The following is a 24,569-nucleotide window of genomic DNA, read 5'->3' as shown; positions in this document are numbered from 1 at the left end:
TCCCTAAACCTAGCCCGATATTCGCTACCAATGCTTTAGCGCCCGATTCCATAGATACAAACCTCGCGCAAAAACGTTGTAACCTTTATTCAAAAACCACCTAAGGCCGGCTAGCTTCGACACCCTAGCCTTCCATTGCTCCTTGGGAGAGTTCTCCCAAATTGTAATAAAAGCTTCGTAGCCCACTTTCAGATTTCCATCCGCATCCAATACATGCAGTCGCTCACGGACGAACTCTAAATCTGTATTCAGTTCCTTGGCTTTATCTTCATCAATATGAACATCCTCCCAATCCACTTGGCAGGTGACGGACTTTTTCTTTTGTGCTGAAATTCCTGCGTTACAAACTGGACAAGCGGAATTATAAAAGACCCGAATCTTTTCAGGCATATGCTAAAAATCCATTCTTTTTCTACCGGCGAAAACTACTTCGGGTGATCAATATCATCGCGGTTCACCAATTCCCAAGGTAATCCACTATTTCGGTAGATCCGCTGATTTTTTTCTGGGTAGTCGGCAACATCATGTTGCAATCGCTGGCCTACAACTATGCAGCGCAAGGTCGCTTCTCCCACATTGCGCATCACATGAGCTGGGCCGCCAGCGGGGTAGCCAATAAAATCCCCTGCAGAAACCTGGTGGTGATCGTCACCAATACGCACCTCGGCCCTACCCTCCAGGATATAAACACATTCGTCTTCAAAATAGTGACAATGGAATTCTGTGGATTCATAACCTGGCTCGATTTCGATCATATGGAAACCAAAGCCGGATATGCCGGTAAGATCACCCAGGGACTTGTTTTTACGCACCGCATTGGCATTGAGGAAATGTATCTTGCGCTCCCCCTCCATCCCTGCAATTTCGGTCCTAGTCAAAATATAGCGACTCACTCTGCCCCCAATACATTACTTAATTATTTATAAGACATACCGAATTATGTTCTTCAACCTGAGGCAGCCATATCTTGGGTCATCTCTTTCACCTCGCGCGCGCGGCCTTCCTCACCCAGGCGACGATAGTAATTGACCAGCACCATTCCCAGCTTGGGAATCAAGGGGTGATTCACTCGCTGCTGTTTCAAGTGGCGCAGTAATTCCTCTAGCCACGGCCAGTCCTTTTCCTCCGCTGCACGCCGTGCCATCAATAAGTTTGCCTTTCCGGTGAGCGCCTTTGGACTTTTTGTTGCCGCCAAGTAGCGGCGATAGCCACTTGCCAGGGTATGGCCATCGATCTCCAGATTTCCTGCCTGGGCAAATAACGCGAGATTGGCCCGGTGGTAACCTTCACTCTCTGGCGCCACTGAAGTCAGTTCTATATAGCGCTCAATCAGTGTTAAAGCCTGTGGATATTGCCGCACCGCTGAGGCTGCCGCTTCAGTGGCTTCCAGGATTTTTCCCTCTTCCAAAAAACGATCAATCCGCGCCAGGGCTACCCTTTGGGGACACGGGGCCTCCTCTTCCTCCGGCATAGGTTCCACCATCGGGCGCCAATACAACACCGCCAAAGTCAGGGCAAAACCCGCAAGTAAACCACCAGTATGGGCCCAGTAGGCAATGCTGGCATCTCCATACAAGTAACCGAAAATCTCTTTACCCAACCACAGTGGTAACACCAGCAGCGCCGGTGCACTGAATTCGCCAAACATAAAACCAATGGTGTAAAAGAAACGCAACCGGCGCACACCGTAAACCGCGACGAACATGCCCATAATTGCCGAGACCGCACCGGAGGCACCCACCATCGGTACATGGCTGCCGGATTCCACCAGCACATGCAGACCTGCTGCCGCCAATCCTCCCACCAGGTAGAGCCCTATAAACCACAACCCTCCCAGGGCTAGTTCAACAGACAAGCCAAACAACAGCAAAAACACCATATTGCCAATAAGGTGATCCCAGCTTCCGTGTAAAAACATATGGCCAAAGGCCCCAGCAATACTCGGATCTGCCGGTATCAGTCCCAGTGCATTGCTACTAACCTTATCCCGCAGTTGGGCAAACTCCTGCCTCTGTCGTAACCACTCGGTTTCACCCTCTGCTTCGAGCTTCGGCAACAGCCAGTGGTGGAATTCAGGGTTACCGAGGGATTCCCGGTAAAAAAACTCTTCCCCTTCCACACCCATCTGCGCTCTCCACTCTGGGTGCATTTCATTGACATACACAAGAAAGCGTTGCTCTTCGAGGTCCGGTAAGTCACTCTCAAAATAGTAATCTTCAGCTTCCTGCCAGCGTGCTTCATCCCCCCCTTGATAGAAAACAAACATCAGCAAGTTAAGGGCAATCAACGCAAAACACATTAATGGCGGCCGGCGCCAGTCGGGTTTGTTTTGGATGGGGATGATCAGCACGGGCTTCCCTTATTGTGATTTCATCAGCGCCCTGTGAGAAAACGCAGTAACACCGGTAAATGAACTTGCACCGACACAAAGGCCAGTGGGCTGAAAATACTATGAAATCCCGGAGGTGTCATGCCAGCCGGACCCCAGTTACTTCCTGGCAGTACGGCCAATGATCGCCGGAACATCCCAACTGCGCAGATGCAGATCTCTCTGAGGGAAAGGTACCTCAATACCCTTATCGCGAAATTCCCGCAACAACTCCAAGTTGTACAGGGCATAGGAGTCTCCCAGGGAAGTCACCATATTGCTGTTGACCCACACCACCAACTTGAAGTCAAGGGCATTATCTCCGAACCCCATCAGCCACACCTCGGTTTTTCGCTTCCAGTCGGTATGGGTGATATTGACTCGAGCAGCAGCTTCCAGGGCAGCTTCCCGCACCAAATCTGGGTCCGAGGCATAAGACACACCAAAGGGTACATGAATACGGCGCACAGGATCATCCAGTGTGTGGTTAATAACCCGGCCCGCAACAAACTCAGTGTTGGGCACCAAGATATCCACATTGTCCCGCGTGGTAATACGGGTTGAGCGCACGCTGATATCGCGGATGCGGCCAAAAACGCCCGACTCCAGCTCCACCAGATCACCCACTTTGAGAGGGCGCTCAAACAGCAAAATCAAACCGGAGATAAAATTCGAGAAGATCGCCTGAAGCCCAAAGCCAATACCTACCGACAGGGCTCCAGCGACCAGGGCCAACTTGGAGGTATCCAGGCCCAACATGCTGAGCACCACAATCAGGGCCGCGGAAATAAAGATGTAATGCAACACCCGCCCAAGATTGTACATGGAGGATTCACTGGCATGCTCCCTGCGCACAAGCCGGCGCAGGAAGGCCTGGGTGAGTCCAGACAATAGCCAGGCCCCCACCAAGACCACAATCATCTTGGCGATCAACCGCAGGGTTATCGGGTTCTGGGCAACAGTAAATAGCTGATAATCCGCCAACTTACGCCAGCGGTTATAAGCTTGTCTTGCGCCCAGTGCGACTCGTTCGCGCACTGTTGCCCACCAACCCTGGCGCTCCTTGTAAACCTCCAGCTGGGCCTTTTCATAGCGCTGAATATCCTGCTCGAGGTCATTGGCGCGGGCCAGGCCACTGCCAATACGCTCAAAGTAAGACCACCAGCGACTCAGGTCTTCGTTCTCTTCATCTTCGCGCCAGGCCACCACCTGGCGCTGGCGCACCGCCAGCTCCCGCGACGCACTTTCAATCACAGAGTTGGCATTTTCCAATAAATCCCGACTGATAATCAGGGGGCGCTCTTCGCCCTCTTCATTCAGGACCTCATTGATGGATTGCAGCAATTCCTTTTTGCGTTTTTCCAACTGCTCCTCCAACAAGTCCACTTCAAGCTGCATCAGGGTGAGGTCTTTCTGCATATTGATGGTGGGGTCAGTGGAGGGTTCTGTAGTGCTTTGAATACTGGTGCGGGTCGCAGAAATACGTTCGATTTTCTTTTCGTTCGCGGCAATATCCTTATCTATTTCCTCTGCATCTTTACTGGAGTAGACGAGGGTATCCAGAAGTCTCCGCAATTTAATTTCTGCGCTGTTAATCTTTTCCCGCCAGGTTCCCAGGAAAGTATTAACGGTACTCAGCTGCTCAATAATATTTAGGTGATTTATTTGAGCTAAAAGTAGGGCCTGCGCCGCCTCATCCTCCTCTCGTCCACTGGAATCCCGCAGCACAATCACTTGTTTACGCAGTAAAGATAGAGACTGGGACTGGGTTGATTTAAGTTGGCGAGCCTCCAGTTCTACGCCTTTCAACCTACGTCGGCCACGGCTGATGGCAGAATCAGCCTTGGCCCAGTTCAATACCGTTGGGTTTTCTGGAAAATCCACATCCGGCATTAAAGGGACTTTCAGGTACTCCTCTCGTTTTTTCCAGGTAATTGCGATCCCTTGTAAACTTTGGCTAATCTTTTCTGCGCCTTCCTGTAAGGCCTCATCCTCCGGCAAATCCTTTTCCCACTCCTCCCAGCTCTTTGTGACCAAGCTAAGCCATTCTCGTCGCTCTTCGGGAGAAGCACTGGTCCATCCAGTCCACCAATCTGCAGAGGGGTCAGCAAAATCTGGAACCTCCGGCTTAAACTCCTTGGGTTTACTACCGGGAAGCTGGGCGACACTGGAAACAGAGAGACAGGCGACACTAAAGAAAAGGAGAAATGAAAGGGCGAGGTGAAGAAAAGAAAATTCTTTGCCGGCACTACAACGAGGGATAAAAAGGCTGGCACCCGGCATAAAATACTTCTATCCGTGAAAAAATCCGGCACTAATAAAATAGGGGCCTACTGGGCCATATTGTTCAGTGTAGCCCAGGGACTTCCCTGCCCCATGCATTTACCTGAAGCGCCGACTTTGACGCAAACATTTTCTGTATACCTTGCGATATTCACGCATAGCCCGCCTGGTTGTTTTACCAGGCTCACCCGTACTGCGCAGCAAATTTGCCGCCCGGGCTTCACAGTAAATATCCCAATCCTTACGATCGACTCGTTTACCCTCTGAGCGGTGCCGCAAATGGCGGGGCGGATACGCTCGGGGATATATTTTCTTTTTCGGAGCTAGGGGATTGCGATTAACATGCTGCCAATTGGGAGGGGGCGTGACCACCACATATTGATTGTCCCTGGGGTCTAATAAGAAAAAGGTACCATTACCCGCAAGCATATAATGCTTGTTACCCAAGTTAATGGGGGTTCCAAAAGGTACTCGGGAGACCCGAGCTCCCAGAGGCGGCTCAATCCGGGTATAGGCGTCGGGGCCTTTGCGGTAGAAATAACCATTTTTATAAAAAACTGTCTGGTTATTCACTTCGATAGGCTCAGCTCCGGGAGGCAGGTGGTCCGATCGAACCTGAGACTCCGAAACAGAACAGAAGAATACAAGAAATAGGGTAAGCAGGGATCGCATGGCTAATATCATCAGCAAATTGCAATCCGCTAAGGGTATGGTGCGAACAAGTCATCTCCAAGGCTATCCCAAGCGGTAACTAGAGCGCCATTAAATTGCTCCAATTACCACTAGTCTAACCAATAGAATTATACAGCTGTACTCTGCAAGGGAGACCTGCTATCCACCCGACTACTGACTGCCACACGACGTTTACGTAACCAGATTAAAACTCCAGTCACACTCAACATCGCAATCACCACCCCCATAATTGAAATCAGTATGCGACCAGGGAGACCGAGGATCCTACCGGAATGCACTGGGAATTGCGCCTGTACAAATAAGTCTGCTGCCGTCCCTTCCCAGGGGATAAAGTCTCCGAGATATTCGCCGCTGTGGCCATCAAAAAATAGAGCCTTGTGACCAACCCCCCCGGCACCATGCCCTGCGCTGGCATCAAAAAATTCAGCTCGATATATCCCCCACTCCCGGGCATACCACAGGGAATTCAACGGTTGCTGCCAGCCAATCTGCGCAGCTTGGTTTTCTCCAATCGCGGCTATACCCCGAAAAGACAACGCCGGGGTAATTGGATTGCTGTGATCGTTAGGTGTGCGCTCTTCCAAGGGCGACGGAGTCACATCTGATACCAGCGACATCAGGGGAAAAAACACTTCTCGATAGAGATTCAGTGAGAAGGCCGTAAATGCAATTGTCAGCAGCAGCGCCCAGGTCCACAGACTGAACGCACGATGTAAATCAAATGTGAGCCTGGCACGCCCAGCGCCGGCCTTAATCATCCATGCGGGCTTCCAGCGCTGCCACCAAGTCCGAGATGGCTTTCGAGTGGATTTCTTGCGGCGAGGTAAAGTCACCGCTAGCCCCACAAAGCAATCGACTGTCCATACCAGTGCAATAACGCCCAGCAGCCAAATTCCCCAGTGGTCAGTGCCCCAAAATTCAGGAATATGAAAACTGTAATGCAGCTTGTACAAAAACGACATCAGTGTTTCAGTTGTTATCGGCCAGACACGTCCCCATTCGCGCTTACCAACAATTTCCCCACTGGTCGGATCGACAAATACCTGGTTGTAATCCACCGCAAAGAATTGACCGGTAGCGGGGTCAATTCGAGGCTCTACCCAGAAATACTGGGTATGCCCAGGCTCCTGTACTAATTCAAAATAGGATATTTGGACTTGCGGCAAGGACTCTTCAAGCCGTTCTGCCAACTCGATAGAGGCTAAGGGTTCGCCGCTGGAAGTAGTTTTATATAAGTGGGGATTGAGCCACTCATCCAGTTCGTGATCCCAGGAGATAATAGCGCCGGTTAGCCCGGTGACTATCAGGAAGACCGCAGTAGCAAGCCCCAGGTAACGATGTAAAAGAACCAGGGTTTGACGCATAACATTTACCTAAAACTAAAAAACAGAAAACCCGGCACAAGTACCGGGTTAAACTGCAACGGAGTTAACTAGGCGCCTTAGTAGCGCCAGCTCACACTCAACTGTGCCTGACGCGGAGCGCCGTAATAGCCCTGGGTCCAATAGAGGCTGTTGATATATTTCTCGTTGGTCAGGTTATCAATATTGAGGCCAACCGTTAAAGCATCAGAAATATCGTACTTGGCAAAGGCGCTGAGCAACGCATAGCTATCCTGCTCTACACGAACACCCTCGGCAGGCTCAGTGTAAATATCATCCTGCCAATTGATACCGCCGCCGAACTTCAAGCCTTGAACTTGAGGTAAATCGTAAGCCACGGCCACCTTCAGGGTGTTGCGCGGAATATAAGTGCGATCTTCCTCACCGTCTTTATTGACTACTTCACTTAAGTGGGTAAAGCCAAAGCTGATATTGAAATTCTCGGTAATTGAACCGATTAGCTCCAGCTCAACGCCCTTTGTAGTGAAATCACCACTCTCGTAAACATTCTTTCCATCAACCTTATCTAGGTATTCACCGAGATTATTCAGGTTGGATTCAAATAGCCCAACACTAGCCGTTGCTTGTCCACCCGCAAGGGAGTACTTAAACCCCACCTCGGAACTGTCTCCCTCTGCGGCCCCCAGTGGTTTAAATTCAGGGTTAACCCAAGACTGCGGGGTAAAGACTTCAGTATAGCTACCGTAGAATGAGAAACTATCGTTCAAATCAAAAGTGGCCCCTACATAGGGAACAGTTTCATCCGCCGAAGTGTCAGCATCAACACCATAATTGTAGCCGGATTGTTCCACTTCCATTTTGCGTGCGCCGGCCAATAAAGACAGGCTGTCGGTAATATTCAAACGAGTGGCAAAGTACAGGGACTTGTGTTCTTGATCGTCTTCGTGGCCATCTTCATAAGGATCAAAATCAACAAAGTCAGGCCGCGCCGTTGTGCCATTAGCCCAGTCACTGCCAAGAACCGGATAACCGTCGGAGTAGCTGTAGAAAGACTGGCCGGTTAGTTCGATATCTGCATAGTTGGCACCCACCACCAATTCGTGATCGCGGCCGAACAAATTGTAGGTTCCTGACAGGAATACATCCGCAATCTTCTGCTTTTCATCCAACTTGTAGCCAAATGCATATCCATATAAACCCAGTTCGGTCTCTCTGTCTGGAGTACCGTAGACATACATCTCCTCGACATCCATATCGATTTCATTCTGGGTCAGTAATGCAGTGACGGACCAGTTTGCGGAAAGATCCTGCTTCAGTTCAACAAAAGTCTGGGTTCTGTCTACATTGCGGAAAGCCCAGTCTGGTGCCGTACTTGTGGAAACATCGTAATCGGTAGCGCTGCCATTGGTATAGAAAAGTGGCAGGGCACCGGACATACTGCCATCGGCTTCACTGCGATTTTGGCTGTGGCCTAAGGTCAGGGTGGTGGAATCAGTCAAATCTGCTTCCACAATACCGTAGTAGACACTGCCGTCAGTTTCGTAGCGGTCAAGATAAGAATCGGCCTGATCCTCTGCAACCACCAACCGTCCTCGGACGTTATCGCTGATAGAACCTGAGATATCTCCCTGGGTGCGCAAACGTCCCTCTTCACCGGCAACCAGGTCTACACCCGCCTTGAACTCTTCTGTTGGGCGCTTGCGGATAAAGTTAACCGTCGCTGAGGGGTTAGCCAGACCTGTGGTCAGAGCTGCTGCGCCCTTCACCACTTCAACCTGATCAAATATCGCTGTATCTTGATGCCCATGGGATAAACCAGAGGAAAAGGGAACACCGATACCATCGTATTGGAAGTTCACAATATCAAAGCCGCGAGCAGTGTAATAAGTACGATCCGTCTCTACGTTCTCTACGGTTACCCCAGGAGTATATTTCAGCAGCTCATTAATATCCTGTAGGGCAAAGTCCTGGATTTGAGCTTGGGATATAGTTGTTACCGTTTGCGGAGTATCGTAAACAGATAGACTTAGGCGAGAGGCGGTACTGGTCTCCTCCTGCTCTCCGTAGACACTGACTTCTTCCATGGTTTCAGCAGACCAAGCAGAACTTCCCAGCGGGGCGAGCACGGCGGCAGCAATCCAGGCTGACAGCGCTTTTTTCTTCATTAAGCCGTTACTTTTCATCGGCTAAAACCTCATTCCAAATCAGCGAACGGTGCAGGGGCACCATAATCGGAGCGGATGATATTTGAAGAAATACTTGCCAGTCAATGCGAATGATTATTATTTAATTGGTGTACCCACAAATAGTTTAGATGGGGAGAGGACATCATTGCTTGGCGGAAGATTAGGAGGGCCAGGGCGATCACAAGCAGCGAGTCACCCTGTATTTGATCAGAAGGCCTTCAGGGAAAATCAGGAATTAGCCACTGCCCGCCTGTAATGGCTCTTTATCTCGCACCACTTCCGACAGCACTTTAACTTCCTGTCCAGGCTGCAAGCGCTCAGCACCACGCACTATCACACGATCGCCCTTGGTGAGATCACCGCTTACCGACACCCATTCACCATCGCCACTGCCGATACGCACAGATAATCGCTCAGCCTTATCCTCCTCGCCCACTCGATATACGAAGGTATCGCCATTTCTTAAAACCAAGGCATCCCTTGGCACAGACATGGTGGCCTGCGCCTGCGCAATGGGCACAGAGACCTGTACCGGCATACCGACAATCCAGTCCCACTGCTCCGGCGCACTCTGTGGCAAAGTTACCATCAGCTTAACTCGCCGGGAGCGATCGCTGGCCACAGGCACAAATTGACGTACCCGGCCGCTAAATAATTGATCATCCACCCGAGCCTCTCCCGGCCGAGAGACAGAATCACTGCGCAGCGCCACTGTGTCACCAATGCGAATCAGCGGCAGAGCCGTCAGGGGAATATCCGCCTCCACTTCCATCTGTGACATATCCAGGGCTCGCAGTAATTCCGAACCGGTGCGCACATATTCTCCCGCCTGTAATTCGCGGCTCACCACTAAAGTATCAAAGGGTGCATCAATGGCTGTTTTAGATAATTCATAGGCCCGTCGGTCGCGCTCAATTTGAGCCGCAATCAGGTCCTGAGCCATTGCCTCGCGCTCAGCCTGCTGCTCTTCCAATGCGGCTCGGGAGGTACTATTGGTTTCCGCCAACTTACTCAGTCGATTTAACTGAGCATCCATATAGGTCAACCGTGCGCGCAATTGTGCAATGCGGCTGTCACTGTTGCGCAGCTGTAATCGCCAATGAGTACTATCCAGCTCGGCCAGGCGCTCACCCTTTTTAATAAAGCTGCCGGGTTCAGCGACAAATTCCAACACACCATCCAGTTCAGAAGAAACCAGGATATCTCGTCGGCTCACCACCTCACCTGCAGACCACTGGCTCGGAGCAATTTCCCGAACTTGGGCCCGATCCACCAATACCGCAATTGGATCGCCCTGCGCCCAAACGCTATTAGCGCCCAGAGATAAAACGATACCTGCGAGCAATTTCTTCATTGTGAACTCCTCAGGGCAAACCTTTCGCGCATAGCCGTAAATTTGGGTAGCGGCAGGCTGCCGGTTTGCAGTAATGCCGGCAATAAAACCAGGGTAAAGAGCGTGCTCACTGCCATGCCGCCCACAATCACTGCGGCCAGGCCGCGGTAAATAACACTGCCCTCACCGGGAGCAACCAACAGTGGCAACATGCCAAACACGCTGGTCAGGGTACTCATAAAAATAGGGCGCAAACGCAGGCGTAAAGCCTGCTCTACCGCGTCCACCCGAGTGCTACCCGCCATTTCTGCCGCTCGCGTCTGGTGTACCAGCAAAATAGCATTATTCACCACCAGGCCTAGCAATATCACAAAGCCAATCATGGTGAGCAGATCCAGTGGTTGGAAATCGATCAAGTTTAAAATTTGTAGCGCCAACACGCCGCCCACTGTCGCCAGGGGCACGGTGAGCAGTACCAGAGAGGCATCCCGCAAGGAGCGGAACAGTGCACTCATCAGCAGGAATAAAATTAGCAGCGCTAACAGGAAATTCTTGGAAAGCGAAGCCAACGCCTTATCCAGGTCACTGGCATTTCCTCCCACCAAAATACTCCCGTCAGCGGGCAGAGCTTCGCGAATCTTCGGCAATACATCCGTTTCCAGCTGTGCGCGCACCTCTTCTAGGGACACATCTTCCGGCGGTACTATATTCAGTGTAATAGTGCGCCGACCATCAACCCGGCGCAAACTGCCCGGCCCCACAGTCCGCTCCACACTGGCCAACTGACTGAGCGGCACTACTTCTCCACGGGGCGTTACCAACGGCGTATTTTGCAGTTGTTCGGGAGTACTCCAGGGCTGCGCTTTAAAAATAATATCCAGGCGCTTTTCACCGTCAAAATACTCGCCGACATAGAGACCATTGCCCAGCGTTCGAACCAGTCCGCCCATATCCTGGCGATTCCAACCCTGCTCCAGCATTGCGCGATCATTGGGGCGCACTGTCAATTCAGGTTCTGATAAAGATAAGCCTGGGTTGGTCTGCACCGGCGTTCCCGGCATCACCTCTTCAACAACCTCAACCCCAAGGGCAGCCGCACGCATCAATGCTTCGGCATCACGGGATTGCAGATGTAAAGCAATGTTGCGGTCACCACCGAATTGGCCAAACAGATTACCCCGCGCAGCGAATCCCTGGAAATCAGGAATATCCACCAGGATTTCTTCCCGCAGGATTCTCTCCATCTCCTTGGCTTGATCCATATCCTTAACCCGCACTCCCATAGTGCCGCCATTGGGCCAGGTGATCACATAGTAGTTCTTCAGGGCTGGTTCGCGCTCACCACTCATGTAGGGTGCCATGCGCTTATCCAACTCGTTGACGATTTCTGTTTCTAAAGTTTTGGTATTAGTGGATGCGGGGAAGTTCATCCACACATCAACTGCATCTCTTTTTACCGGCGGTAAATAATCCAGGTTTGGTAAGAATAAATAAGTCGCAACCATGGGCATTAATAAAAGCCCCCCGATCACCTGCCAACGGCGGGTCCTGGTACTCGTCAAAGCCATTACCCGCGCAGTTATTTTTTCCCACACTCGGGAGAGACGGTCTTCAGTAGAGATAGAGGGTAGCCACAGACGCGCAGCCAGGGGAACCACAGCCACCGCAACCAACAGGGAAAACACCACAGCCACAGCAATAGTCAGGGCCAGGTCACCGAAGACCTGCCCTTCGACACTGTTAAGAAAAAATACAGGAAGGAATATCGCAACGGTTGTCGCAGTACTGGCCAACAGTGCACCCCATACCTGGCCTGCACCCTGCTCCGCAGCCTCCTCTGCCCCCCGACCTTTTTCTCTCAGGCGCACAATATTTTCCAACACTACTATCGCAGCATCGAGCACCATACCGGTAGCAAAGGCCAGTCCCGCCAGAGAAATTACATTCACGCTGCGGCCTGCGGCCGACAGCACCACAAAGGTCGAAAGTAATGAAATTGGAATCGCTGCGGCAACGATCAAGGTCGCACGCATGCGTCGCATAAACCACCAGAGCACTCCGACAGCTAATACGATACCCAAAATCATATTACCGCCGAGCAAGTTTAAAGCCCGATAAACAAATACCGATGCATCAAATGATTGCACCAGCACAAGCTGCTCAGCTTTCAATTTAGTTTCATTCAGCTCAGCGACTTTTTGCTTAACCCGCTCCAAAGTAGCCAGCATATTGGCATTGTTGGTACGGTTAATACGGAGAGAAACTGCCGGGTTGCCATTCTGCGTGGTGACACCGCGGGATTCAGAAGGCCCCACCTTGACCTCAGCAATATCGCCCAGGCGCACCGGCTGCCCAATGCGCCATTCCAACACTAATTCGGATAAGTCTTTCGGTTCATACTCGCCGACAAAGCGCAGGGTATAGCGACGACGCCCCACGTCGGTAAATCCGCCGGAGACATCCCTGGCCGACGCCAGCTGCCGACTCACTGTAGGCAGCTCTACTCCCAGTTCAGCTGCTTTCCAGGGATCAAAAATAATCTGTAACTCTTCCTGTGCCGCACTCCCAGACTGGGCCTGGACACTGGCAACCCCGGGCACCGACTCCAACTCCGGGCGCAGTACATCTTCGATCAGGCCAGCGTAGTCATCCAGGTTATTCTGGTTATCAGGTAATTTTTGCAGAAAGAAATAGGTCAGTGCTGTGGCATCGCCACCCCAGCCACCCAGCATTACTCGCGGTGGCTCCGCATCCCGGGGCAATGGCGGCAGGCTGCTCATACGACTGATAACATCAATCAGCACCTTGTTCATATCGGTGCCCATGGCAAATTCCAGATTTGCCCAGGCGCCACCGCGACCGGCGTTGACTTGCATCATTTCCAGACCGGTGAGGCCCTGTAATACGGATTCGATCGGCTCGACAATTTCCGCCTCCACCTCTTTCGGTGCGGCCGCTCTCCAGCCCGCCTGGATAGCGATACGAGGATTGTCGATATCGGGGAAAAGTTGAACCGGCAGCTGGCTGGCGAGGAAAGCTCCAAGCAGAACAGCCATAACCACTGCGACCCCCGCAGCAGCGGGATTTTTTAAAGCGGCGCGTGTTAATGCCATTACTTCAGCCCCAGTTTTTTATTGGGACTGAAGGCTAGCGGAATATGAATTCCTTACAAGGCAGTTGCGACTAGTTGCCAGGAAAATTCGATCAGGCCATGAAGAGCCCGTTTATTCACCGGAAAGAAAATAAAAATTCACAAAATGAAATCCATGCCTTAAGAGGCAGCGTTACAGTGGAAAACCCACCTGCTTTGCTGCCTCACCTGAGAGCCATAAAAAATTTATGGATCAGAGGAAGTGCTGGACTTTATTTTTATAGCTGCGGCTCATTTTTAAACACTCGCCGCTATCTAATACCAGATGGTATTCGCCATTAATATGGGCACGTATTTCCCTTACCCGACTTAAATTGACGATTGTTGACCGATGTATGCGCTGGAAAAGTTTCGGGTCCAACTGCTGCTCCAGTTCTTTCATGGTGATACGCATCACATGGGTCTCACCCCGAGCGTGCACACACATATAATCACCGGCAGCATCGATCCAGTCGATTTCACTGGAGGGCACCAAAGTTATTTTGCCCGCATCTTTCACTGCAATTTTGTCCGGATAGGCACTACCGGCAAATTGCCCGCTAACCAGCTTCTGCTCCAACACCTCAGGGGATTCCTTGGTCAAATCGGCAACAGCTTCGAGTAATTGCTCTCGTTGGTTAGCGATATCAGCGTTGGCTCTCTGTTCCCTGACTCGGGTAAGAGCCAACTCCAAGCGCTCTTCTTCGATGGGTTTTAATACGTAGTCCACCGCATTGATTTCAAAAGCCTCTACCGCATACTGGTCGTAGGCCGTGACAAATACCACATGAGGCAGAGAGTCCAACGGAATCAACTGGACCAGTTGCAAACCGTTTACGCCGGGCATCTGGATATCCACAAATGCTACATCGGGCCTCAGCTCCAGTATTTTCTCCAATGCATCGCGACCATTGCCGCTCTCTGCAACCACCTCGATATCAGCCATCCGCTCCAGGCGCAGTCGCAAGCCGCGACGAGCCAGGGGTTCATCATCGACAACGATCGCCCTCAGGATCTCTACTCCACTCATTTCTTTATTCCTGTTCAAAGGGAATACGAATATTTACCGACAAGCCCCCTTCCGGACGGTTGCGGAAACGCACTCTCTGGTCATCGCCATAAAGGGCCTTAAGGCGCTCACAGGTATTGCGAATACCCACTCCGTAGCCTTTGCCAATCAGGCGCAGCTCCTCTTCCGACATACCGGGGCCGTTATCACTGACCTCCAGTAACAGTTCGCCGGCGAAAACCCGCGACTTGATGCCAATCTCACCGCCCCACTCCAGCTGTGCAATCCCGTATTTGATCGCGTTTTCAACCAACGGTTGCAACAACAGGCTCGGCACCAGGGCCTGGGGGGACTCCCCCTGTAAATCCAGATTCACCCCCAAGCGATCGGCGAAGCGCACCTTTTCAATGTCCAGGTACAACATCAGCGCCTCAACTTCCTTCGCCAGAGTGACCTTCTGCATGGGGTCATTATCCAGGGAATGGCGCAGGAATTGAGACAGGCGTGTCACCATATTGTTGGCCGTGCGCCCGTCATTATCGAGGATCAAGGTGGAGATTGCGTTGAGTGTGTTAAACAGGAAGTGAGGATTCAACTGGTAACGCAGCATTTTTAATTGAGCCTGATGCGCCATTGATTCCGCCCGCAACGCCTTCTCCTGCTGCGCCTGAGAGGAGCGGTAATACTTGATGCCGTAATAGAGCGCCGCCCAGGTCATCAGAATCAGAAATGAATAGGTGAACCAATAGATGGCCAGAAGTGCCGGGTGCTCATCACCATCGTGACCATACAGCCACAGAGAGCCGCTAAATTTTATTGCCGCCCAAATCACCGCCGCCATCACTACCAGCAATAAAGAACCTATTAATCGCAGCGCTGGAGGCTTACTCCACAGGCGGTGAAAACCCAAGCGCATGCTCTCGCTGAGAACAACCCCCGCTGTAGTGGCAACTATGATGTAGCCAGAGTGAATCCAGTGGTCATTCACCCAAAAAAAACTACCTACAAAGGTCAACAGCGTATAGCCCCCCCAACCAGAGAGCTGCAGGGCCCAGTATTGTGAACGACGACTGGCCAGCTTCTGTGAAAGCCACTGAAGTGTTTTGCTTCCCATAATCTCCCACTTATTGGGTAAAAATCTATGCGCCGATTTGACACTAATCGGCAGCTTCATACTAAATGGCGCCGAAAGCCGGCGAAACACCACCCGGCGCAGCAAAGAGACAAACTGCCGCATGACGTACTGGTTATTTAAATCTGAGCCCGATGAATACAGCCTTCAGGACCTCGCTGCCGAATCCAGCGGTTGCGGTCGCTGGGATGGTATCCGCAATTACCAGGCACGCAATTTTTTGCGCGATAAGGTGAAGGAAGGAGATGGCGTGCTGTTTTATCACAGTGCCTGTAAGGTGCCGGCAGTTGTGGGCACCGCTGAAGTGGTTCGCTCTGCCTACCCCGATCCGGCCCAGTTCGACCCGGAAAGCAAGTACTTTGACCCCAAGGCCAGCGAGGATAAACCGCGCTGGTACTGCGTCGATATTCGCTGGCGAAGTGAGTTCCAGCGGCCGGTGCCCCTCGCAGAAATCAAGGACATCCCCCAGTTAGCAGAGATGGTGCTGGTAAAACAGGGGCGCCTGTCTATCCAGCCAGTTACCGGTGACGAATGGCAGCTACTCCAGCACTTGGGAAGCTCCACGCCGCGCTAGACGATACCTTTTGTCTGGGCGATGTACAGGCTCAGCAACGATAGCAGCGTCAATAACGCTAACAAGCCGAGTAACAATACCCAGGGACGGAAAGGCTTGCGCTCGACACTGTTGATGCCGGACTGCAGGTATTTATCGACCTTTGCTTGGTCTTCGTCGGAGAGTTTCTTATCGGAGGGATCTAACATGGGCACTTTCGCTCGTTATTTTTGTGCCCTGAGTTTAGGAGAAAGCTTTCTACAGCTCCACAAAAAAGCCCCGCATAGCGGGGCTTTTTAACACTTTCGCAGGGAGCGGTTAGAACAGCTCTTCCTCCAAGTCCATCAAGCTAGCGCTACCTGCATTGACACTGCCGGCCAATGCCTGGGTGCGTGGCAACAGGCGAGCAAAGTAGAAGCGCGCTGTCTTTATCTGGCCGTTGTAGAAGCTATCCGCTTCCGCTTTCGGCAGCGCCGCAGACACAATTTTCGCCCACATAAAGGCGTAAGCGACGTAGCCGAACAGGTGCAGGTACTCTACAGAGGCAGCACCCGGTGCGTGGGGGTCTTGCTGAGTGGCGGCAACCATATTCTCTGTTGCTTCACGCAGGCGTTGCATCTCAGCGATGAGCGGCTGGATAAACTCCGCCATTTCCTCGCGATCAATCTGGGCATCGATAAAGCCCTGTACATCTGCAGCAAACAATTCGAACAGAGCACCGCCAGTGGCTACAGTCTTGCGGCCCACCAGATCCAGAGCCTGGATACCATTGGTTCCTTCATAGATCTGGGTAATACGCACATCGCGCACCAACTGTTCCTGGCCCCATTCGCGGATATAACCGTGGCCACCGAAGACCTGCTGACCGAGGATGGTGCAATCCAATCCCATATCGGTAGTAAAGGCTTTGGCTACCGGGGTCAGCAAGGCAACCATATTCTCCGCGTTCTTTTTCTCTTCACCCTCGCCGAACTTGGAAATATCCAACCACTTGGCCACGTAAGTGGACAGAGCGCGGCCGCCGTTCACCAAGGCTTTTTGGGTGAGCAGCATACGGCGCACATCCGGGTGCACAATGATGGGGTCTGCGGCTTTCTCCGGCTGCTTGGCGCCCGCTGGAGAACGGCTTTGGATACGGTCGCGAGCGTATTCAACAGCATTTTGATAGGAGCGATCTGAGGCGCCGAGGCCCTGGATACCGACACCCAGACGCTCGTAGTTCATCATGGTAAACATGGCCGCGAGTCCTTTGTTCTCCTCGCCGACCAGCCAGCCCTGCGCGCCGTCGAAGTTCATCGCACAGGTAGCGGAGGCCTTGATACCCATTTTGTGCTCGATTGAGCCACAGTTCACATCGTTGTGTTCGCCGATGCTGTTGTCTTCGTTCACCTTGTATTTGGGCACCAAGAACAGCGAAATGCCTCTCGGCCCCTTGGGTGCGTCCGGCAATTTTGCTAATACCAGGTGGATAATATTTTCGGACAGATCCTGGTCACCGCCGGTGATAAAGATCTTGCTGCCGCTGATGCTAAAGCTGCCATCGCCACGGGGCTCGGCCTTGGTGCGGATAATACCCAGGTCTGTACCGGCGTGAGGCTCGGTAAGGCCCATGGCACCAGCCCAGGTTCCCTCATACATCTTGGGCAGGTATTTTTCTTTCAGCGCACCACTGGCGTGGGCATCAATTGCCAGGCAGGCGCCGTTAGTCAGAACCGGGTAGAGTGCAAAAGAGATATTTGAAGCATTGATCATCTCCTCAACCTGAGCGCCCAGCATTTTCGGCATACCCATGCCGCCGTATTCCGGGTTGCCCAGCAGTCCACCCCAACCACCTTCACAGAAGGTGGCATAGGCTTCTTTAAAGCCTTTCGGCGTGGTCACCACACCGTCATTCCACTGGCAACCCTCTTCGTCGCCAGTGCGATTGATCGGATCCAGGGTGTTGGCAGCCAGCTTGGCCATCTCTTCGAGAATCGCATCTGCGGTCTCACGATCTACCGCTCCAGCCAACCCGGGCAATTCCGCCCAGAGTTTTTCCGCAGCAAATACCTCGTGAAGTAGGAAGTTCATCTCCCTTAGTGGCGCCTTATAGTCGGCCATGCTCCCGGTCCTCATTCAAGTGTTTCAAACGCTCGTTTGAATCTAGGGCCGAAGCGCCCTAATGTCAACAGTCTCGGGCTTTGAGGAACCTGACAAGCACTCAGTTCTAAAGAGTGGGAACAATCTGTTGAATGGGTGCTGTACCGCTCACTAGAGCCGGCTGAAAAAACTGCTGCTAGTCTACATTGGCGCTCCTTCGCAGTAGAACGCTGACGAGTTCGGCTAACTTATCCTCAGCTAATAGTGGAATCTCATCACTGGGTACAAATGAATAGGGCTCATCTGCATATCGCGGGATGATTTGCACATGCATGTGATCTTCAGACTGGCCTGCGGACACTCCGGAATTGCAGAATGTATGAATACCATCTGGCTGAAATGCCTCTCGCAGAATATCAACACCCGTTAGGATCAAATTGCTGACATCTGATAAAACTACCGAGTCACAAGCGGTAAAATGATTCGTGTGCAAAGAAGGGATTACTAACAATGCGCCTTTACTGCGCTGCCTCGGATTTACCGCCAGGCAAGCGTGCTTCATCTCCTTTACCAGCGGAACATTCGAATGAATCAGTGTACATAGCGGGCACGGCCTTCGAACTCGAAACGTATAAGGCACAGCAAACTCAATACAAGTTATGATCGTTTTATAATAGGGGCTATTTCGAGCAATTGAGAGCACCGCGTAGACGTGCAGCTTCCTTCGCCCTCTCCGGCGAACTCCATTGCGGACACGAAAAAATATCCGTATAGCGATATTTTCTACCCGCTTTCCTGTCACTCCTGGGGACAATCTCCCAAACTAAGTGAAGATAGGATCGCCCCGTAATTTCCCCCCAATCACACCAGACATTGGTGCCATCCGGATCATAGAGGTTTTCTACTGCAAAAGTAGACTCCCTGACACACTTAAATAGATCGCGGAACTCACTCTGATTGAATGTGGAAAAATCCGTATGATAGACGTGAGGCACCACCACCACATTCCCCCTAATTCTCGGCCGTATCGGTATTAGTGCGGTCGCAACATCATTTTGGCAGACAATAAATTGCGACCTCTCCCCCGGGGTACTCAAGCAATAACCGCATGGGCATCCCTGTTTTGATAAAAGTAAGTTAGACAATTGTGATACGGGCCTCACTACCTTTCATTACACAAACATTAGCCAAAACACCGATTGGCAAAGTCAACATGGGATCTGTGTGCCCAAAGCTTAGATTCGCCACTATTGGAAAGTCGAAATCCGCACAAGCCTCAAGAACCGTATCTTTTAGCGTGACGCCGGCTATATCAGTGCAATATGGCGAGCGTCCAATAAGCATACCTCTAACGTGAGAGAGTATCCCTGATTGACGCAAATGGGTAAGGGCACGACGAACCCTCTCTAGTCGCGCTTCTTCAGCATGGGCCTCCCAGAAAAAAATAATATCTGAGGGGATATTAAGATATGGCGTACCCACAAGCATATTTAGCGTCTCTATATTCCCTCCAAACAATATCCCCTCACCCAGCCCTTCTCGATAAACTATTCGGTGACTGTCTTTTTCCATCAAACGACGACGTTGCGGACTTTCACCCCAGTCCGTAAATTCACGAGTCCATGCAGCAGGATCTCTTAGCTCTGTCAAGGTCTCATTATTACCGATGGCAGAAAAAAGGTTCTCGTCCGTAAAAGCAAAAGGCTGTGGGTATTCGCCAAACTGAGGTAACAGTGTGGGGCCAAAATAAGTAGTCCATCCACTCAAACTATAAATACCTAAAATCAAGGCTGTCGCATCGCTGTTGCCAATTAACACTTTGGGGTGTCGGCAAACAATATCTCGATTCAAGTGTTCTAATATTTCAGCTGAGTTAAATCCTCCAATTGAGCACATGATTCCCGCAATCGAGTGATCGAGTAATAAACTCTCAAGCGCCTGAGCCCGCTCCAATGCAGTCCCTGCCGTAAACCCTCTTGAAAAGCACACCTGCTCCGGCAGTACAACCTTTGTATTCAAGGTTCGCTCCAAGGCTTTAACGCTCCGAATTAATCGGTCAGGATATTTACTTGCTACATTTGAAGAGGGTGAATATATTGCTATCGCCTTTCCCGGTATTAGCTTAGGATAAAACCTGTTATTCATGTTGATAGCGTGAACTTTTCATTTCAAACATTGTTTCTCTGGGCTTATGCCCAGAGCGTCCAAAGTTTACCGACACTGCATCATTATTCAGGCCAGTCAATGGTTAGCCCCTGCCGTCGTAACACATCAATAAGCTGATTATATTTTTGCCCCTCTAGTAACAAATCAGACTTTCCTATTTCATTAACCGCTCGCAGGAAAATTTGATGAAGGCTAGCTTGACTCAAATAAAGATCCTCAGACTTCAAAGTACGAGGGTGAGTGTTATGAAGTTGTTCTACCCAGTCGGTCGGCAATCGCTGCTCTAATCGCCGATCCCCTTGTAATTTAACACCTGTAGCCTGTTGAATAAGTGGAATAATGGCATGTTTACGTGTAAAGGCGAGAGAGTCACAAGCCGCCAAATTTTCACCTCTTTTAATTTTTGCAAATGTATACCAAAGCCAGCCACAGTAGCGCGGGATAATCTCCTGCACTGACATTGATTTCGCACCAGACATGGTGTTTTGGCTGATAGGAATATCTTTACGCAAGACGATGAATGGTTCTGGGATACAGCAAGGTGGATCTGCACAATACAAAAAGCTTATATCTAACTTTACAATCCAGTCATCTTTTCGAGTGTAGAAAACAAGTAAACTTGGAATTCCCGCATGCACAGCAGAGAATGTCACGCAAATATTAAAATGCTGTGTGAACATCTGCTCAAATTCAGCTCTGGCCCTATTGAGTGGATTAGTCGACATATAGACTGCCGTGACATCCAAATCACTAAAAGCATCGGCTTCGCCAGATGCGATGCTTCCACCAATAGTTATAGTCACTGGTGCATCTTGTCCATTTGCCCATGAGTTGATAAATGAAAATATGGGGCGTAAGTGCTGAGGCAATTTATCTTCAGGTAATCCCAATGAGCTTATTCTTACCTGCTTAGAAATATTGTAACTTGAAGGGTCCCTATCGGAAGAGCTCATGGTGACAATTCAAATCCGTTTCTGCGAGGCAATATCTGGAGATCCCGAATGTCATCGTGTTGGAGCACCCACATTAAAAATCGTTCAACACCCATGCCAAACCCAGCAGTTCTCAATGGATAAACCCGCTTCATATTCGTATACCACTTATAGGATTCTGGATTTACCCCATGCACCTTCATAGCTGTGAGAACAGCCAAATCGTCAACATGTCTTTCGCCACAACCGACCACTTCGCCACACCCAAATAAGAGATCACTATTTAATGCGCTATAGCCATTTTTATCCATGGCTTGATAAAAGGGAACAACCCCATGATCCCACTTGGTAACCCAAACAAAGGGGCCAATAGTTCTGATAAGCTCTCGTTCTCCCGCTCTAGTAAGATTTCGCCCGTAATCAGTTTTATCGATAAACTCAGGCTTGTCCTGAAGAAGCTTGGCGGCCTCATCAAAAGTAACAGAATTAAAAGTTAAATCTCCGTTTGCCACTGACTCTAAGTGACTTAGACTGCCGGCTGCTCGTGTAATCGACTCAGCTTGCTCCCTAAGCATCGCTTTGCTGAGCGCGCGGATATACCCTTCAGCCAAAGACATAGCCTCAGCCAAGTCCCCACTAATTTCTACCTCGCTGTGCATAAACTGGCAGAGATGTGTAGCGTCCCAGTCCTCCCCACGAAATGACGGCATTAGATAATAAGCGCCTCGGGGCTTCATTCGACAACACAACTCAAGCTGAAACTGCATGGAGTCGGCTAAATATGTTTCCTGACCATTTAATTGAATACATACAGGAATTGAGTCACTTCCCAGCCCAACTGGACTTGAAATACTGCCAGTCGTAACAGGTAAGTGAACGGTGCCAATCCCCTGGTTCCACCAAAACACAGCTGTCTCTCGAGTAAGTATGTCTTGTAAATCTACCAGTAAGTTAAACCAAGGATTATTTGCGAGTTTCAAATATCTGCTGGGATCTTCAAGAATCGGTGGTTGCCAGCCATTTGTATGCCCATTCGTAGTCAATTTCACAACCCCAATCAGAGAGATATCCCCATAAGAATATATCCATCTACTTTTTACTGCCGGGTGATACAAATTTTTGCTGCGTATTTTAGCTCCCCCTTTAAAAATTCAATAACTGCAATAGCCGAATAAGGAAATAATGAAAAATTAGAGAAAATCACGACAGTTTTATCAGAATAACTACATAGACTATAAATTAAACATTGCCATGAATATTCTTGCAAAAAGTTTCTCAATTAAAGATGAAAAATCAAACTTATATTCTTTTGGTTGATCTCGAATGTACTTGTGATAACGAGCCGCCCCTCCCTCCAGAGGAAGCCGAAACCATAGAGTTGGGTGCGATAGTGGGAAGTTTGACACAAAAAGCTTTTGTTCAATTAGATGAAAGGCAGCTTTACGTAAAACCCACTATTCACAGAGAATTGACACTATTTTGTACGGAATTAACGGGTATTACTCAGGAGCAGGTTGATAAGGCCTCGTTGTTACCCGGGGTACTGGATAAATTCAAAGATTGGCTTTCCAACTATGAATTAGCCGCATGGGGCAGCTGGGGAAATTTTGATGCATGGCAATTGCACATGGAAACAGGCGGAAAGGAAATAGTAAACCCCTTACAATACCTGCCTCACATTAATGTGAAGCAAATATTCGCTGACAATAAAGGATACCGCGTCGACCTAGCCAAGGCTATTCAACTATCGGGGCTTAAATTTAAAGGGCGACAGCATTCCGGTATCGATGACACACGAAATATCGCCCAACTTCTGGAAAATGATATCGCCCTGCGAACTAGTTTTTTAAATCAGATATAATCAGGCCTAGTAATATCACCTTGTAAGAACAGCATTCTGCGTCTTCTCCTAACCCTACCGCCCCATCAGTGATCGGCTTGGGCAATTAACCCATCGATATCCAGGTACTGGGCAGCATTGCGATAGTTCGCGGCGCTATCGAATGGAAGGGAGCCTAGAAGAGGAGCCGGCAGTAGAGCCTTAAGGGTATGCAGATTCTCCTCTGCGCGAGCCATACCCTCACCACGTACAAAGTTGGCTACCCAACCCACTAACGGAAGCCCATCACGGCGGATTGCCTCTACCGTGAGTAATGCATGGTTGATACAGCCAAGTTGCATTCCCACCACGAGTATGACCGGTAGGTTTAGTTCCCGGGGCAACTGGGACAGAAAGCTTCTTGGGCCCAGCGGGGTGCGCCAGCCACCAGCACCTTCAATCAAAACCAGGTCGGCCCCTGCAGACATCACTCCCCGGCAGACGCCAGCCATCCGCGCAACATTTAACTGCTTTCCCACCTCTGCGGCCGCTATATGCGGAGCAATAGCGGGCTCCAGGGCAAAAGGGTTTACTTGCTGGTAAGGCAGCTTCAGAGTCATCGCTTCCTGGAGCAAAAGGGCATCTTCATTGCGCAGGCCATCATCCGTGTGCTCACACCCAGACGCCACAGGCTTCACTGCCGCCGTTTGCAAGCCTGCCTCCGCCGCTGCCGATAACAGTGCGGCGCTCACATATGTCTTGCCGACCTCGGTGTCAGTACCGGCGATAAAATAGGTTTTTGCCAAGGCCTAACTCCCTCCTCCAATAAAAGTTAACTTTTTTCATAACGTGACTTTTCACGCCACTCAGATGGTGATAAATTAACCGGGTAGCGCAAATTTCGAACAAATCAAGCCGTACATCGATAAGAAGGCACGGGGTTGCGCTCACACAATAACCCCCTTTTAAAGGGGACAGACAGCAGGGATGCGGTGTCATTGCGAAATAACCGACAACTACCCGAACTGCTTAAAGACCATGCGATACCTGACCTTTGCCCTGCTCCTGCTGGTGCCAATCTTTGCTTCAGCGAAAGTTGATCCCGTTGACCACGTCGTGGTTTATAAATCCAAGAAACTCATGCAGCTGATACGGGACGGCCGTGTCGTGAAAAGCTATACCGTGTCTTTTGGCGATAACCCTAGGGGACACAAGGTTCGCCAGGGGGACGAGCGAACCCCTGAAGGCCGCTACACACTGGACTGGAAGAATCCCAACAGCCGCTTTTACCGTTCAATCCACGTGTCCTATCCCAACAAGCAGGACCGTGCACGGGCAGCCAAAATGGGGGTCAGTCCCGGCGGTGACATTATGATCCACGGTATCAAGCCCCAGTGGTCCTATATGGAAAGACATCTGCGCCGCACCAACTGGACCGATGGTTGCATCGCGGTGGCCTCCAACCGTGAAATGGACGAAATCTGGGCTCTGGTGAAGACGCCAATCCCTATCGACATCTACCCCTGATCTCTTCAATCTTGCA

At 50.6% G+C, this 24,569-nt stretch carries 22 protein-coding genes; 3 read left to right on the top strand and 19 right to left on the bottom strand.

Annotation, left to right across the window (positions count from 1 at the left end; genetic code table 11):
* Positions 1–24: 24 nt before the first annotated feature.
* From ACJJI1_RS09855 to ACJJI1_RS09805, 11 genes are all read right to left on the bottom strand, one after another.
* Positions 25–390, bottom strand: coding sequence for a thiol-disulfide oxidoreductase DCC family protein (locus ACJJI1_RS09855; RefSeq protein WP_444892668.1), 366 nt, complete (start codon positions 388–390; stop codon positions 25–27).
* A gap of 35 nt (positions 391–425) precedes the next feature.
* Positions 426–893, bottom strand: coding sequence for a cupin domain-containing protein (locus ACJJI1_RS09850; RefSeq protein ID WP_444959224.1), 468 nt, complete (start codon positions 891–893; stop codon positions 426–428).
* A 53-nt stretch (positions 894–946) separates the two neighbouring features.
* Entirely contained in the window at positions 947–2,350 is a 1,404-nt protein-coding gene (locus ACJJI1_RS09845) for a rhomboid family intramembrane serine protease (protein ID WP_444959223.1), read from the bottom strand.
* 138 nt (positions 2,351–2,488) lie between these two features.
* The gene (locus ACJJI1_RS09840) at positions 2,489–4,651 is read right to left on the bottom strand and encodes a mechanosensitive ion channel family protein (protein ID WP_444959222.1); all 2,163 of its coding nucleotides are present in this window, start codon (positions 4,649–4,651) and stop codon (positions 2,489–2,491) included.
* Between the two features lie 99 nt (positions 4,652–4,750).
* A complete protein-coding gene (locus tag ACJJI1_RS09835) occupies positions 4,751–5,335 on the bottom strand; it encodes a DUF6515 family protein (RefSeq protein WP_444959376.1) in 585 nt (194 codons plus the stop codon).
* A 116-nt stretch (positions 5,336–5,451) separates the two neighbouring features.
* Complete coding sequence (locus ACJJI1_RS09830) at positions 5,452–6,708, bottom strand: PepSY-associated TM helix domain-containing protein (RefSeq protein WP_444918882.1); 1,257 nt, start codon at positions 6,706–6,708, stop codon at positions 5,452–5,454.
* Between the two features lie 77 nt (positions 6,709–6,785).
* On the bottom strand, positions 6,786–8,870 hold the full coding sequence (locus ACJJI1_RS09825) for a TonB-dependent siderophore receptor (RefSeq protein WP_444959221.1): 2,085 nt from the start codon (positions 8,868–8,870) through the stop codon (positions 6,786–6,788).
* 238 nt (positions 8,871–9,108) lie between these two features.
* Entirely contained in the window at positions 9,109–10,227 is a 1,119-nt protein-coding gene (locus tag ACJJI1_RS09820; protein WP_444959220.1) for an efflux RND transporter periplasmic adaptor subunit, read from the bottom strand.
* Positions 10,224–13,319 carry an efflux RND transporter permease subunit gene (locus ACJJI1_RS09815; RefSeq protein ID WP_444959219.1) on the bottom strand — a complete coding sequence of 1,032 codons (3,096 nt, stop codon included), beginning with the start codon at positions 13,317–13,319 and terminating at the stop codon, positions 10,224–10,226. The genes ACJJI1_RS09820 and ACJJI1_RS09815 overlap by 4 nt, the downstream gene beginning before the upstream one ends.
* Before the next feature lie 231 nt (positions 13,320–13,550).
* Positions 13,551–14,366, bottom strand: a complete 816-nt coding sequence (locus ACJJI1_RS09810) for a LytR/AlgR family response regulator transcription factor (protein WP_444940147.1) — start codon at positions 14,364–14,366, stop codon at positions 13,551–13,553.
* A gap of 4 nt (positions 14,367–14,370) precedes the next feature.
* Complete coding sequence (locus tag ACJJI1_RS09805) at positions 14,371–15,459, bottom strand: sensor histidine kinase (protein ID WP_444959218.1); 1,089 nt, start codon at positions 15,457–15,459, stop codon at positions 14,371–14,373.
* 121 nt (positions 15,460–15,580) lie between these two features.
* Between ACJJI1_RS09805 and ACJJI1_RS09800 the strand changes: the two genes are divergently transcribed.
* Positions 15,581–16,051: an EVE domain-containing protein gene (locus ACJJI1_RS09800; protein ID WP_444959217.1), complete on the top strand. Its 471-nt coding sequence runs from the start codon at positions 15,581–15,583 to the stop codon at positions 16,049–16,051.
* Here the strand turns inward: ACJJI1_RS09800 and ACJJI1_RS09795 are convergent.
* From ACJJI1_RS09795 to ACJJI1_RS09765, 7 genes are all read right to left on the bottom strand, one after another.
* Positions 16,048–16,239, bottom strand: a complete 192-nt coding sequence (locus ACJJI1_RS09795; RefSeq protein WP_444959216.1) for a DUF3094 family protein — start codon at positions 16,237–16,239, stop codon at positions 16,048–16,050. The genes ACJJI1_RS09800 and ACJJI1_RS09795 overlap by 4 nt on opposite strands.
* Positions 16,240–16,348: 109 nt before the next feature.
* Positions 16,349–18,130, bottom strand: coding sequence for an acyl-CoA dehydrogenase C-terminal domain-containing protein (locus ACJJI1_RS09790; RefSeq protein ID WP_444959215.1), 1,782 nt, complete (start codon positions 18,128–18,130; stop codon positions 16,349–16,351).
* A 175-nt stretch (positions 18,131–18,305) separates the two neighbouring features.
* A complete protein-coding gene (locus ACJJI1_RS09785; RefSeq protein WP_444934754.1) occupies positions 18,306–18,671 on the bottom strand; it encodes an HIT family protein in 366 nt (121 codons plus the stop codon).
* Between the two features lie 118 nt (positions 18,672–18,789).
* Positions 18,790–19,104 (bottom strand): HIT family protein, encoded by a 315-nt coding sequence (locus ACJJI1_RS09780; RefSeq protein WP_444959214.1) that lies wholly within the window; start codon positions 19,102–19,104, stop codon positions 18,790–18,792.
* Positions 19,105–19,246: 142 nt separating this feature from the next.
* Positions 19,247–20,254 carry a S66 family peptidase gene (locus ACJJI1_RS09775; protein ID WP_413664197.1) on the bottom strand — a complete coding sequence of 336 codons (1,008 nt, stop codon included), beginning with the start codon at positions 20,252–20,254 and terminating at the stop codon, positions 19,247–19,249.
* Between the two features lie 83 nt (positions 20,255–20,337).
* Positions 20,338–21,228, bottom strand: a complete 891-nt coding sequence (locus tag ACJJI1_RS09770) for a hypothetical protein (protein WP_413664196.1) — start codon at positions 21,226–21,228, stop codon at positions 20,338–20,340.
* Positions 21,225–22,256 (bottom strand): amino acid--tRNA ligase-related protein, encoded by a 1,032-nt coding sequence (locus tag ACJJI1_RS09765; RefSeq protein WP_413664195.1) that lies wholly within the window; start codon positions 22,254–22,256, stop codon positions 21,225–21,227. Before ACJJI1_RS09765 ends, ACJJI1_RS09770 begins: the two co-directional genes overlap by 4 nt.
* Positions 22,257–22,468: 212 nt before the next feature.
* Between ACJJI1_RS09765 and ACJJI1_RS09760 the strand changes: the two genes are divergently transcribed.
* Positions 22,469–23,068: a 3'-5' exonuclease gene (locus tag ACJJI1_RS09760; RefSeq protein ID WP_413664194.1), complete on the top strand. Its 600-nt coding sequence runs from the start codon at positions 22,469–22,471 to the stop codon at positions 23,066–23,068.
* Positions 23,069–23,133: 65 nt separating this feature from the next.
* Here the strand turns inward: ACJJI1_RS09760 and bioD are convergent, their stop codons facing one another.
* The gene (gene bioD, locus ACJJI1_RS09755) at positions 23,134–23,832 is read right to left on the bottom strand and encodes a dethiobiotin synthase (RefSeq protein WP_413664193.1); all 699 of its coding nucleotides are present in this window, start codon (positions 23,830–23,832) and stop codon (positions 23,134–23,136) included.
* Between the two features lie 181 nt (positions 23,833–24,013).
* Between bioD and ACJJI1_RS09750 the strand changes: the two genes are divergently transcribed.
* Positions 24,014–24,553, top strand: a complete 540-nt coding sequence (locus tag ACJJI1_RS09750; RefSeq protein WP_413664192.1) for a L,D-transpeptidase family protein — start codon at positions 24,014–24,016, stop codon at positions 24,551–24,553.
* Positions 24,554–24,569: the final 16 nt, after the last annotated feature.

The organism is Microbulbifer maximicatervae (SeqCode) (assembly GCF_052467065.1).
The sequence above is the reverse complement of the archived record's forward strand: the minus strand, read 5'-3'. Positions and strand labels throughout refer to the sequence as shown.